The sequence below is a fragment of the Flavobacterium sp. AC267 genome, from assembly GCF_979258715.1.
The window spans coordinates 4436265-4449361 of the sequence record NZ_OZ409875.1 but is presented as its reverse complement, the minus strand read 5'-3'; the positions used below and the strand labels follow the sequence as shown (position 1 = coordinate 4449361).

Annotated in this window: 8 protein-coding genes and 5 pseudogenes; 12 read left to right on the top strand and 1 reads right to left on the bottom strand. The window is 34.5% G+C overall.

The genetic code is table 11. The annotated features are described in order from the left end of the window. Positions 1 to 90 precede the first annotated feature (90 nt). The 4 pseudogenes from ACZZ95_RS23540 (at position 91) to ACZZ95_RS23525 (ending at position 5119) form a co-directional block, all read left to right on the top strand. Positions 91 to 1115, top strand: a pseudogene (locus ACZZ95_RS23540) (PfkB family carbohydrate kinase). 10 nt (positions 1116 to 1125) lie between these two features. Continuing rightward, a pseudogene (locus ACZZ95_RS23535) lies at positions 1126 to 1795 on the top strand (bifunctional 4-hydroxy-2-oxoglutarate aldolase/2-dehydro-3-deoxy-phosphogluconate aldolase). A 218-nt stretch (positions 1796 to 2013) separates the two neighbouring features. Beyond that, positions 2014 to 3458 (top strand): annotated as a pseudogene (locus tag ACZZ95_RS23530) (tagaturonate reductase). A 37-nt stretch (positions 3459 to 3495) separates the two neighbouring features. Beyond that, a pseudogene (locus ACZZ95_RS23525) lies at positions 3496 to 5119 on the top strand (UxaA family hydrolase). Between the two features lie 326 nt (positions 5120 to 5445). Here ACZZ95_RS23525 and ACZZ95_RS23520 read toward each other — a convergent pair. Further along, positions 5446 to 6474 (bottom strand): LacI family DNA-binding transcriptional regulator, encoded by a 1029-nt coding sequence (locus ACZZ95_RS23520; protein ID WP_463470932.1) that lies wholly within the window; start codon positions 6472 to 6474, stop codon positions 5446 to 5448. A gap of 289 nt (positions 6475 to 6763) precedes the next feature. On the opposite strand from ACZZ95_RS23520, the pseudogene ACZZ95_RS23515 reads away from it, so the two are divergent. The 8 genes and pseudogenes from ACZZ95_RS23515 (at position 6764) to ACZZ95_RS23480 (ending at position 13072) form a co-directional block, all read left to right on the top strand. After that, positions 6764 to 8203, top strand: a pseudogene (locus ACZZ95_RS23515) (glycoside hydrolase family 28 protein). Positions 8204 to 8309: 106 nt separating this feature from the next. After that, the gene (locus ACZZ95_RS23510) at positions 8310 to 9044 is read left to right on the top strand and encodes a carboxypeptidase-like regulatory domain-containing protein (protein WP_463470931.1); all 735 of its coding nucleotides are present in this window, start codon (positions 8310 to 8312) and stop codon (positions 9042 to 9044) included. Positions 9045 to 9054: 10 nt separating this feature from the next. Beyond that, positions 9055 to 9780 carry a hypothetical protein gene (locus ACZZ95_RS23505; protein WP_463470930.1) on the top strand — a complete coding sequence of 242 codons (726 nt, stop codon included), beginning with the start codon at positions 9055 to 9057 and terminating at the stop codon, positions 9778 to 9780. After that, positions 9729 to 10352 carry a hypothetical protein gene (locus tag ACZZ95_RS23500; RefSeq protein ID WP_463470929.1) on the top strand — a complete coding sequence of 208 codons (624 nt, stop codon included), beginning with the start codon at positions 9729 to 9731 and terminating at the stop codon, positions 10350 to 10352. The genes ACZZ95_RS23505 and ACZZ95_RS23500 overlap by 52 nt, the downstream gene beginning before the upstream one ends. Then, a complete protein-coding gene (locus tag ACZZ95_RS23495; protein ID WP_463470928.1) occupies positions 10312 to 10821 on the top strand; it encodes a TonB-dependent receptor domain-containing protein in 510 nt (169 codons plus the stop codon). The genes ACZZ95_RS23500 and ACZZ95_RS23495 overlap by 41 nt, the downstream gene beginning before the upstream one ends. After that, entirely contained in the window at positions 10788 to 11375 is a 588-nt protein-coding gene (locus ACZZ95_RS23490; protein WP_463470927.1) for a hypothetical protein, read from the top strand. Before ACZZ95_RS23495 ends, ACZZ95_RS23490 begins: the two co-directional genes overlap by 34 nt. 43 nt (positions 11376 to 11418) lie before the next feature. Continuing rightward, on the top strand, positions 11419 to 11994 hold the full coding sequence (locus tag ACZZ95_RS23485) for a RagB/SusD family nutrient uptake outer membrane protein (protein ID WP_463470926.1): 576 nt from the start codon (positions 11419 to 11421) through the stop codon (positions 11992 to 11994). Continuing rightward, complete coding sequence (locus ACZZ95_RS23480; protein ID WP_463470925.1) at positions 11969 to 13072, top strand: RagB/SusD family nutrient uptake outer membrane protein; 1104 nt, start codon at positions 11969 to 11971, stop codon at positions 13070 to 13072. The genes ACZZ95_RS23485 and ACZZ95_RS23480 overlap by 26 nt, the downstream gene beginning before the upstream one ends. Positions 13073 to 13097: the final 25 nt, after the last annotated feature.

The window sequence follows — 13097 nt, the reverse complement described above, 5'->3', positions numbered from 1 at the left end:
TAACCGCAAAGTTCGCAAAGATTTACGCAAGGTTCGCTAAGTTTTTAAATCCTTTTTAATCCTTGTAATCTGTGGCAAAAAAAATATAATATGAGTAGAGTAGTTGCATTTGGAGAAATCATGCTTCGTTTATCAACAGAAAGACATTTAAGGTTTGCACAGTCAACAGTATTTGGTGCTACTTATGGCGGCTACGAATTTAACGTATGTGTTTCTTTGGCTAATTACGGTATAAATGCTGAATTTGTTACCAGATTACCAGAAAATGAAATTGGTGTTTCTGCATTAAGAGAAATCCGCAAAATGAATGTTGAATCTAAAAACATTGTTTACGGAGGCGAACGTTTAGGGATCTATTTTCTAGAAACTGGAGCGGGAACTCGTGGCAGTAATGTTGTTTACGATCGTGCTCACAGCGCAATGTCAACTATAGAAAAAGGTCAGGTTGACTGGGAAAAAGTTTTAGAAGGAGCCGAATGGTTTCACTGGAGCGGTATTACACCAGCTATTTCTCAAAGTGCTCGCTGAAGCTTGTTTAGAGGCAATTAAAACAGCTCACAAACTTGGAATTAAAATTTCTTGCGACTTAAATTATAGATCAAAACTGTGGCAGTACGGAAAAACACCAAGCCAAGTAATGCCCGAAATGCTGAAATACAGTAATGTTATTTTAGGAGATATCGATACAGCTTATTTTATGCTTGGAATTCCGAAGGTAAATCCAAATTATCAAGACGAGAAATCGCTTCCAGCTTTATACACAAAATTGTTCGAATTGATTCCAAATCTGAAAATTGTCGCTACGACACTTCGTTATTCTGTTAGTGCTTCACACCAGAGAATTGGCGGTATTTTATTTGACGGAAAAGCAATTTACAGCGCGACCGTTAAAGAAGTTACACCAGTTGTAGACCGCGTTGGTAGTGGTGATGCCTTCATGGGCGGATTAATTTATGGTTTATTAGAATATCAAAATAACAACCAAAGAGCGTTGGATTTTGCAGTTGCGAGCATGTTGCTTAAAACATACCATTGCGGGCGATTACAACTTGGTTACATTAAAAGAAGTTGAAAATATGATTGATGGTGATGGTTCTGCATTAGTATCAAGATAATAAAATAAAAATGGCAAAATATTCAAGAATAGAAGTGGCTTCGACAATGAAAGAGAACGGTATGGTTCCGTTGTTTTTTCATTCTGATATCGAGCTGAGTAAAAAAGTTTTAAAAGCATGTTACGATGGAGGTTCCAGATTAATGGAGTTTACAAGCAGAGGTGATTTTGCACACGAAGTTTTTGGAGCATTAAACAAATATGCTTTAGCTGAATTACCAGGAATGATTTTAGGAGTTGGATCTATTACAGATGCTTGCTTCGGCTTCATTATACATGAGTTTGGGAGCCAATTTTATAGTAACGCCAGTTTTTAGAGAAGATATAGCTATAGCTTGTAACCGAAGAAAAGTATTGTGGTCACCAGGTCGCGGTACGTTGACAGAAATTGCAAGAGCCGAAGAATTAGGCTGTGAAATTGTAAAATTATTTCCAGCAGATATTTACGGACCAGAATTTATCAAAGCCATAAAAGGACCTTGTCCGTGGACTAGCATTATGCCTACAGGCGGTGTTTATCCAACCGTAGAAAGTTTGAGTTCATGGCTCAATGCAGGAGCGACTTGTGTTGGTTTAGGCTCACAATTGATTTCAAAAGATATATTAGACAATAAAGATTTCGACGGTTTGACTGCAAAAGTCAGCCAGGTTCTTGATATTATAAAAGAGATTAGAAAATAGATTAAGGGGTAATCATGCCAACTCCTTATTTTATAAGTTTTTTTTAGATTTTTAGAGATTGTAATTGAACATTACGCTTGAAAAATTTAGTCTGCCATTCCTCACAGCAGGTTTTATTTTGCTAATCGGGTGTAATGTTTCATTTGCAATTTAAAAGGCAGAAATAAAGAAATAAGGTTTATAAATGGTTATTTATAACGCATTAAAGAAAATTTAAAATGAAAAAATTAAATAGAGTAAATACAGGATTAGAAAAGTTACAGCCAATTAAGGTAGTTCAGTTTGGAGAAGGTAACTTTTTAAGAGCCTTTGTTGATTATGCTTTTGACAAACTAAATAAAGAAGTTGATTTTAATGCCGGTATTGCAATAGTTCAGCCTTTGAAAGACGGTATGGTAAATATGATTAATGATCAGGACGGTCTTTATACCTTGTTTATGAACGGAATTAAAAAAGGTGAAAAGATCCAAGATATTGAGTTAATTTCTAATATTGTAAAAACTATAAACCCTTATACTGAATTTGCAAATTATTTGGCTTTAGCCAAAGAAGAAGAACTTCAATTTATTGTTTCTAATACTACAGAAGCTGGAATTGAATTTATTGAAAGTGATACGCCAGACATGCATTACCAGTGTCATTTCCTGCAAAATTGACGGTTTTATTATATGAAAGATTCAAACATTTTAATGGAGATACTTCTAAAGGAGTTACAATAATTCCTTGTGAATTAATTGACTACAACTCTGAAACGCTTAAAAAATATATTTTACAATATGTTGATTTATGGAAATTAGAAGATGCATTTAAAACTTGGGTATCAGATGCTTGCACATATCACAGTACTTTGGTTGACAGAATTGTTCCTGGATATCCAAGAGCTGAAATTGAAGAATATAATAATAAATTAGATTATGAGGACAATTTAATTGTTGCGGCTGAACCTTTTTTCCTTTGGGCTATCGAGGGTGGAGATGATTTAAAAGCAAAATTGCCTTTTCATAAAACAGATTTGAATGTAAAAATCGTTGATGATATACGTCCTTTTAAAATGATTAAAGTTCGTATTTTAAATGGTGCGCACACGGCAATGGTTCCTTTTTCACTTTTGCATGGTAATAAATTAGTAATGGAAACTGTTAACGGAGATTTTACCGGAAAATTTGTAAATAGCGTTATTAGTGAAATTAGTGAAACTCTTGATATGGACAAAAATGAAATTACGGCCTATTCTGAGGAAGTAATGGACCGATTTAAAAATCCATTTATTAAACATGCACTTGCTGATATTGCATTAAATTCTGTATCGAAATTCAAAGTAAGAGTTTTGCCTAGTTTATTAGGATATTATAAGGCTAACAAAAAACTGCCTGTTAATTTGACTTTTTCATTAGCGAGTTTAATTCGTTTCTACAAAGGAACTTGGAATGGTCAAAGTTTACCGGTTAAAGATGGTGAAGATATTACAACATTCTTTACCGGACTTTGGAAATCTGATGATTACGAAAAAATTGCTCGTTTAACATTACAGAATAAAAGTTTCTGGGATGAAGATTTAACAGAAATCCCTGGATTGACAAAAGCAATTACAATTGCATTAGAAGAAATAGATGCAAATGGTATTGAAGCTGGCTTTGCTAAGTTTCAAGAAAGAATAAAATAAAAAAACACATAAAAAGAACAAAGAACAAAGGTTAATTATGGCAACGCAGAAAAAATTAATAAAAGTTAATCCTACTGATAACGTAGCGGTGGCTTTGGTAAATCTTACAGCAGGCGAAGTAATTGATTTTGAAGGAGAATCAATTACTGTTGAGTCTGATGTAAAAATGAAACATAAGATTGCAATGGTTCCTTTTAATGTAGGAGACAGAATCATTATGTATGGTGTTTTGGTTGGTAAAGCGAGTGCAAGAATCGAAAAAGGAGGATTGCTTTCTACTTTGAACGTAAAACACGAAAGTGATAAAGTTACTGGTAAAACAGAAACTATTGGCTGGAATGCTCCAAATGTGGACAAATGGAAAGATAGAACGTGGCAGGGCTATCATAGAGAAGATGGACAGGTGGGAACAGAAAATGTTTGGTTATTTTTTCCATTAGTTTTTTGTGAAAACAGAAACATCGAAATCTTAAAAGATATTTTTGAGAAGGAATTGATGAAACCTAAAGAAAACGACTATCAATTGTTGTTGCGTTCTTTAGTGAAATCAGAAACGGGAGGAGCGGGAAATCAAGAAGCTTCAAACGATGCTAATTTATTCAATAATATTGAAGTTAAATTTATTACGCACCAAGGAGGCTGTGGTGGAATTCGTCAGGATTCTCACAGTTTGGCTAAACTTTTGGCTGGTTATGTAAATAATCCAAACGTTGCTGGAGCAACAGTTTTGAGTTTAGGATGTCAGAACTTACAGATTCAGATTTTCAAAGATGCTTTAGATGCTATTAATCCGAACAGTAAAAAACCTGTTTTAATTTACGATCAGCAGTCTATTGGAACAATCGAAACTATGCTGAGCAGTGTTGTAAAAGATACTTTCGAAGCCATTAAAAAAGCAAATGAAATTAAGAGAGAACCAGCTCCATTGTCTAAACTAAGAATTGGTTTAGAGTGTGGTGGATCTGACGGATTCTCTGGAATTTCTGCAAACCCAACATTGGGAGTGTTATCTGATCATTTAGTTGCTTTGGGAGGAACTACAATTCTTTCTGAATTTCCTGAATTATGTGGAGTAGAACAGGAATTAGTAAATCGTTGTATAGATGATAAGGATGGAAAACGTTTCTTAGACTTAATGCAATGGTACGAAAAAACAGTTGTTGATGCAGGTTCAGGATTTGATATGAATCCTTCTCCAGGTAACATTAAAGACGGTTTGATTACAGATGCAATGAAATCGGCTGGTGCTCGCTAAAAAAGGTGGAACATCGCCAATTACAGGTGTTTTCGATTATGGAGAATATATTAATGAGCCAGGTTTTACATTGTTATGTACACCAGGAAATGATGTAGAATGCACCACTGCAATGGTGGGTTCTGGAGCAAATATGGTATTGTTTACAACAGGTTTAGGAACGCCGACAGGAAACCCAATTGCGCCGGTTGTAAAAATCTCATCAAACACTCAATTAGCAAACAAAATGTCTGACATTATTGATATTGACACGGGCGGCATCATCACTGGTGAAAAATCAATTGATGAAATGGCTGATGAAATGCTTGAATTTATTATTAATGTTGCCAGCGGTACCATTAAGACAAAAGCGACAGTTTTAAATCAAAACGATTTTATTCCTTGGAAAAGAGGGGTTTCACTTTAATTTTTTAGGCACTAAGGTTCTAAGGGGCAAAGTGGCAAAGGTTTATATAGAAGACGTACAGTATTTGTGCGTCTTTTTTTTTTTTTTTTTTTTTTTTCTTAGAGAAAGCTCCAGCGGAGCAAAATATTTATAGAATTATAATAAGACAAACAAAAAAAGCTCCCGGAGGAGCGACATATATTTAGTTTGCAGAAAAAATATGTCGCTCCTCCAGAGCTTTATGTTGAAATCACTTATCTTTTGCTATAAATATTTCGCTTCGATGAAGCTTACAAAAAAAGCTATCCTTTTGAGATAGCCTGTTATATAATTTATATGAAAAAAAATTAAAAATTAGTTCTTGTAGAAGATTTACGAATGTGTAATTCTGGTGCAAGAACTACCTTTTTTTCGATTTTGATAGTGTCTGTTTTGTCTACTTGTTCTAGGAAAACACGAGCAGACATTCTTCCCATTTCTAATGGCGACTGATCAACAGAAGTGATTGATAATTCCATGAATTTAGTAAAAGGTTCGTTACTGAAACCCGCTACACAAAACTCATTTGGAATACTAATATTTCGCTCTTTTAATTCCTGAATTGCGCCCAAAGCGACAAAATCACTTGAAGAAAATAGCGCATCAGGAGGTGTTTCTAACTTCAAAAGTTTGTCAACAGATTCCTTTCCAGCGTCTACGCTACTTTTAGTGTAGATAACGTATTCTTCGTTAAAAGAAATTCCATTGTCTAATAAAGCTTGTTTGTATCCTAAAAAACGGTTTTTAAAGATGTCTAATGATTGATCTCCAGAAAAGTGGGCAATATTTCTGCGACCTTCATCTATTAAATGTTTAGTAGCTAAATAACCTCCTTTAAAGTCATTGATAGTGACAGAACTTACACCATCAATATGTTTACTTCTATCGAAAAATATCAGCGGTACATTTTTTTCTAATACATTTCTGAAAGCGCTGTCGTTTTCATCAGAAACACCAGTAACAGACATCATAATTCCGTCAACCTGTGCGTCTATAAGCGTATGGAGATTTTCGTTTTCTCGTTTAATACTTTCATGTGTCTGGCAGATAATAACTTGATAGCCATGAGGATAAAGTTCTTCTTCGATACCTCTAATTACAGAGGCGAAGAAATTGCTGTCAATACGCGGAACGATAACTCCAATATTATTACTTCGGTCACTCTTTAAAGCCAGCGCCAGTTTATTTTGTTTATAGTTCATTGCCGTCGCAGTTTTAATAACTAATTCACGTGTGGCCTCCTTAATTTTAGGATTGTTGTTCAATGCTCTAGAAACGGTGGCGACCGTGATATTTAGTTTTTCAGCAATATCATAAATAGTTACTTTTTCACTCATTGAAAAAAAAGTTTTCGGATTATTTTTAGACAAAAATACATTTTTTTTTATTACGTAATATAAAATGTTATCGATTACCTTGCGATATAACTAAAACGTTTTAGATTCTACAATGATAATAAATTATGTGTTTTTTTAAATTAAATGTAAATATAATTTATAATAAAAATTAAATATATAATTTTTTTCTAAATTAATTTGGTGTCTTAGAACAATTTTTCTACTTTCGTGTAATCGATTACATAATTCGTTTGTGTTTTTAATTTTAAATAAGAAAATACTGCTAATGATGCCAAGTAAAGACATAAGATTTAAATGGATTTTATTTTTAATAGCTTCAGGCGTATTAGCAATATCTTGTGCAAAACAAACAGCATCAGTTTCTTCCGATGCAAATCCATGGAAAAAAATGGATTTGGTTTTAAAAAGTATTCCAAATACACATTTCTTAGATAAGACATATAATATAAACGATTTTGGTGCGGTTGCAGACGGGAAAACGCTAAATACAATTGCGTTTCAAAAAGCAATTCAAGCGTGTGTCGCAAATGGCGGAGGTAAAGTTCTGGTTCCAAATGGAAAATATTTGACCGGCGCTATACATTTAGAAAGCAATGTAAATCTGCATTTAGAAGATCAGGCTGAAATTCTTTTTAGTTTAAGTCCAAAAGATTATCCTATTGTCCATACTTCTTGGGAAGGGACAGAAGTGATGAATTATTCCCCGCTGATTTACGCTAAGAATAAAACAAATATCGCTGTAACCGGAAAAGGTACATTAAACGGTCAGGCAGACAGTACAAATTGGTGGATTTGGTCTGGAGGAAAAAATTACGGATGGAAAAAGGAGTTCCGTCTCAAAATGATCCAGCAAATCGTGAAGTTTTAGTAGATATGGCTGAAAAAGGAGTTCCAGTATCAGAAAGAATTTTTGGTGACGGACGTTATTTAAGACCCAATTTTATTGAGTTTTTTGAATGCAATACTGCTTTAATAAAAGATGTTACAATCATTAATTCTCCTTTCTGGATTCTACATCCAATTAAGACAAATAACATGATTATTGACGGTGTAACGGTTAACAGCCATGGCCCAAATAATGATGGCTGTGATCCTGAATATTCTCAGAACATTGTAATCAAAAACTGTACGTTTAATACAGGCGATGATTGTATCGCTATTAAGGCAGGACGTGATGGAGACGGACGACGAGTGGCAATTCCGAGTAAAAATATAATTGTGCAAAACTGCAAAATGATCGATGGTCATGGCGGCTGTTGTAATTGGGAGCGAAATTTCTGCAGGAGTAAATAATGTTTTTGTTGAAGACTGCGTAATGGACAGTCCAAATCTGGATCGCGCAATTCGTATTAAAACCAACTCAAAAAGAGGGGGGATTATAGAAGATATTTTTGTTAGGAACCTTGAAGTGGGAACCGTTAAAGAATGTGTTTTAAAACTAAACATGTTTTACAATGTTTACGGTTCTCAAACAGGGAATTTTATTCCGACAATTAGAAATGTCAGTTTAGAAAATGTGAATGTAAAAAACGGCGGAAAATACAGTGTTTGGGCAGAAGGATATGCATCATCTCCAGTAGAAAATATTACACTTAAAAATGTGAAAATTCAAAAAGTCGATTCTGTTTATCGATTAAAAAATGTAAAAAATATAAACTTTATAAATACCTATATCAATGAAAAAAAAGTAGAATCTATTAAACACTAAACACTATCAATTAACCAAACTTTAAACCACACTATGAGTATTAAACAATTATCTAAGAAAAAAAGAAAAATACGGCTTTGTATTTTTGTTTTTCCTGAATTTACTTTTGTGCAGTAATGTAAATGCACAATCAACCACAATTGAAGGAAAAATTACAGATGCAGCAGGATTATCTCTGCCAGGCGTAAATGTTCAGGAAAAAGGAACTAAAAACGGAACTTCAACAGATTTTGAAGGAAGTTTTAAAATTAATGTAACCAATTCAAAAGCTACTTTAATAATCAGTTATTTAGGTTTTCAAACACAAGAAATAAGTGTCGCAGGTAAATCTAAAATTAATGTAAGTCTTGCAGAACAATCAAACTCACTTAATGAAGTTGTTGTTGTTGGATATGGTTCTGTAAAAAAGACAGATCTTACAGGATCTGTAAGTACAATTAGTGCGACAACGATTACAGAAAGAAATACAATTAACCCATTAGAAGCAATTCAGGGAAGTACGCCTGGAGTTCAGATTTCATCTTCATCTGGTCGTGCTGGAGACGGATTTAAAGTTGTAATTAGAGGAAATAATTCATTAATCGCCGATTCTAGTAATCCAAATATGGTTGGTTCTTCACCTTTATATGTTGTGGATGGTGTTCCAATGGACGGAATCGACTTTTTAAATCCACAAGACATTGCTAGAATGGACGTTTTAAAAGATGCTTCATCTGCCGCTATTTATGGTTCTAGAGGATCAAATGGTGTAATCATAGTAACGACTAAAAGTGGAACAAGTGCCAAAGCAGGTATTAGTGTAACTTTTGATACTTCTTATGGAAATAAAACTGCTCGCTAGACTACCAAAAATGATGAGCGGTGAAGAATGGTGGAAATTTCACCAAGTTGCTTATATGAGCGCTACACCTCAAACTCAGACTCCGGCGCAATTGGCATCTTTGGCAGGAAATCAAAGTCCGCTTCTGGTTTCTCGTGCCAACAGCGGTTACAATTTTGATTGGTACGATGCGGTGCTTAGAACTGGTATGACCGAGAATAATTATTTAAATATTACAGGTCGTTCAGATTCTGGCTTAAGTTATAATTTAGGTTTCGGAATTCAGAGTGACCGTGGTCTTATAGAAAACGATGCTACTGATAAATACTCTTTCAAATTAGGACTAAATCACAAAATAAATGATAAATTTTCTACAGGAGTAAATGTTACAATCGCCAGATTAAACAATCAATTAGGTAGTGATTTAGCAATGCAGGATGCATTTAGATTAAGTCCATTAATGTCTCCTTGGGCAGTCGACGTCGCGGGTAATGAGAAAGTAGGAACTTTGTTTTTCCTTCCTGGAAAACTGACTTACCCTGATGGTTCTTGGGCAATTAATAAAACATCAACTGTAAATCCGTTAATGGAGATTGCTAATTCTTCTCAAACAGAAAAAACATGGCAGACAGTTGGAAATGTTTATTTCCAGTACCAGCCTATAAAATGGCTTTCGTTTAAAACTACTTTTGCAAAGCAGGAATTATGGATACATCAGAATCTGCGACTTATACCGCGCAGACAAATGCGGGTGTAACATTAAATGGAAAGAATTCTGCCATTTTAGAAAGTTCTAATAACTTTAATTATACTTGGGATAATCAAATAGATTTGAAACATACTTTTAATGAAGTACACGATTTTAGCTTATTGTTACTTCAAAGTTTGTATTCTAATGTTGATGAAAGTTCTTATATGGCTTCAAACAATCAGCCTTTTGATGTAGGTACAGATAATATGGGGTCTGGTGTTCAGACAAGTTATGTAATCAAATCTGCTTATGCTAAGAATACCTTAAATTCATATGCGGTACGTTTGAACTATGCATTTAGAGACAAATATTTAGTTACAGCATCTACCAGATGGGATGGTTCTTCTGTTTTATCTGAAGGCAACAAATGGCAGAGTTTTCCGTCGCTTGCTTTAGGATGGAAATTAAGTAAAGAATCATTTTTGGAAAACAGCTCAGTGGTTTCGGACTTAAAAATACGTGCGAGTATTGGTTATACAGGAAATGATAACGTAGCTCCATATACTTCTCAGGCTTTATTAAATCAGCAGACGTTTTATGCTCGCAGGACCAAATGTTGTTCCTGGATGGCAGTCTGAGAATTTAGCAAATCCAAATTTAACTTGGGAAAAAACCAGAGAATACAATTTAGGGATTGATTTCGGATTTTTACAAAATAGAATTTCAGGTAGTGTAGATGTTTATGATAGACTTTCAGATGACTTAATTTACAAACAGCAGTTACCAGCAGAAACAGGTTGGAAAAATACTTTTGCAAATGTTGGATCGGTAAGCAACAAAGGGATAGAGGTTTTATTAACGACTAAAAACATCAAATCTAAAAATGTAAATTGGGAAACTACTTTTACATTTACTAAAAACGTAAATAAACTAGAATCAATTTACAATCAAGATCAGGTTAGTGATATTGGTAATAAATTAATTCTTGGTGCACCGTTAAATCCAAATTACAATTATGTTTACGACGGTGTTTGGCAGGAAAGCGAAGCAAGACAGGCAAGACATCTTACGGAATGGCTCCAGGGCAGGCAAGACCAAAAGACTTAAACGGAGACGGTGCATTTAACCAAGACGACAGAACGGTAATTGGAAATCCGAATCCAGAATGGCAGGGAAGTTTATATTCAAAATTGACTGTAGGTCAGTTTGATTTTAATTTCTCAGTTTTGACAAGTCAGGGGCAGACAGTTTTAAGTACTTTTCACCAAAACTTTGCCGACGTAAGTGATCGAGGCCGTCAAAAATTAGCAATGGATTATTTTATTCCAACTAATGGTACAGGCATCGAAGCAAATGCAAACAATACAAACCCAAGACCAGGACCGGTTGCAACTGGAGCTGGTGCTTATTGGACTTCTTTATTTGGTTATTACAGAGACGCATCTTATGTAAAAATCAAAAATATATCTTTAGGTTACACCTTAGATTCAGAGTTGCTTAAAAGGTTAAAAATAAGTAATTTAAGAGTTTATGTAAATGTTCTCGATCCATTTGTGTTTACAAATTTTGATGGGTATGATCCAGAATGGGCAGGTTCGCCTTTTGGTGTGAATCGTCCAGCATCTGTGACTACACAATTGGGATTAAGTGTTAAATTTTAATAAAGATATCAAATGAAAAAATTTATAGTAATGTTAGGAATAATTGCTTGCTTCTGTAAGTTCATGCAGTGATTATATTGAAGAAGACAGCCGTTCTTACGTGCCCGCTGATGAAACATACAAGACCGCATCAGGATTTCAGTTATTGGTTAATTCTAACTATGCCTGGTTAAAAGGAATTTATGGAACTAGCAATAGTCCGTGGTTATTTTGTGCCGGTACAGATATGTATGCAGAAGGAAGATCTCCAGAACCAGCAGGTTTAAGCCAGTATACGCTTTTAATTCCGTCGTCAGATTATGTTGGTGAATTGTATAATTCATGTTATCAGCAGATTCAGGCTGTGAACAAAACAGTATATTATTCTACAATAACAGAGCAGACTGCAAATGTCAGTACGCTCGTTGGAGAAGCTCTTTATTTAAGAGCCAATGCATACTTTTTGCTAGTTCAGACTTATGGAGGAGTTCCAATTGTTTTAGACAATTTCACAACGCCTGTTTTATCCTTCACCAGAAATTCTGCAGAAGAAGTCTACAAACAAATCATAACAGATTTAGAAGCATCGTTAGCGGCTGTTGGAACAGGATCTTATGCGAGCAAATGGAAAAGTAAATAAAAGAGCCGTACAAGATTTATTAGCAAAAGTACATTTAACAAGAGGTTACGAATCATTCGCCGCTCCAGATGATTTTACAAAAGCGATCGCTTATGCAGATTTAGCAATTGCAGGGCAAGCTCTGAATGTTGCTTTTGACCAATTATTTAAACCTGGAAATGATTTGAACGCAGAGACTATTTTTTCTGTTCAGTATGATAAAGCTTCTACAAGCACAGATCCTACAAAACTTGGAAATAGTCAATTTTATTATTTCAGTTCTTATTTAGGAGGTGCAGAAAGCGGCGCTCCGTTAAGAAGTTACAATTTATGTCCAACGGGTTATGCATTAGGTTTATATGAAAAAGGAGATAAAAGATGGGAAGCTACTTTTATGACCGAAATTGTTGAAGGCGAGGAAACGCAGTCAAACGGAACTAAAAAATTAATCTTGTATTATCCGTATTACAGAAGTACAAATGCGAGCAGTTTAAAAGTAAGACATTTCTATGAGCCAAAATGGTTTACTGCAAGAGACAGAACGGCTTGGAATACAGCAAATGCTTCTAGAAAAGCATCAACTTTTGTGTATCATCCTTGGGGAGAATATTCTGCAGAACATACTTTGATTAAAAACTTAGATTGTTATACGATCCCAGTAAAAAAGTTTGATGATCCAGAATTAACGACGCCATCAAGTACTGGTCCGGTAAGTACAAGAGATATTATTCTTTCTAGACTGGGAGAAACCTATTTAGTAGCGGCTGAAGCTTATCTTAAAGCTGGAAATCCAGGAACAGGTTTAGATCGTTTAAACGAAGTTAGAAGAAGAGCCGGAGTAGCAAATGCAACTTTAGCACAATTTAATATCGATTACATATTAGACGAAAGAGGCAGAGAATTACTTGGTGAATACCACCGCTGGTTCGACTTAAAGCGTACAGGAACACTTGTAGCAAGAGCTTCGGCTTATAATTATAAAATTAAAGAAGCAAATTTTGTTGGTATAGATGGCAAGCTTAAAATCTTAAGACCTATTCCACAAACGGTTTTAGATTTAAACCAAAATAAAGATTTTCCTCAAAATCCTGGTTATTAGTAATTTGATAGTTTTTTGAGTTTTT

Bases quoted from the DNA above. Each gene is read 5' to 3' on its own strand.
- ACZZ95_RS23520 (WP_463470932.1), bottom strand. From the start codon at position 6,474: ATGAGTGAAAAAGTAACTATTTATGATATTGCTGAAAAACTAAATATC.
- ACZZ95_RS23505 (WP_463470930.1), top strand. From the start codon at position 9,055: ATGATGAGCGGTGAAGAATGGTGGAAATTTCACCAAGTTGCTTATATG.
- ACZZ95_RS23500 (WP_463470929.1), top strand. From the start codon at position 9,729: ATGGATACATCAGAATCTGCGACTTATACCGCGCAGACAAATGCGGGT.
- ACZZ95_RS23495 (WP_463470928.1), top strand. From the start codon at position 10,312: ATGCTCGCAGGACCAAATGTTGTTCCTGGATGGCAGTCTGAGAATTTA.
- ACZZ95_RS23490 (WP_463470927.1), top strand. From the start codon at position 10,788: ATGGCTCCAGGGCAGGCAAGACCAAAAGACTTAAACGGAGACGGTGCA.
- ACZZ95_RS23480 (WP_463470925.1), top strand. From the start codon at position 11,969: ATGCGAGCAAATGGAAAAGTAAATAAAAGAGCCGTACAAGATTTATTA.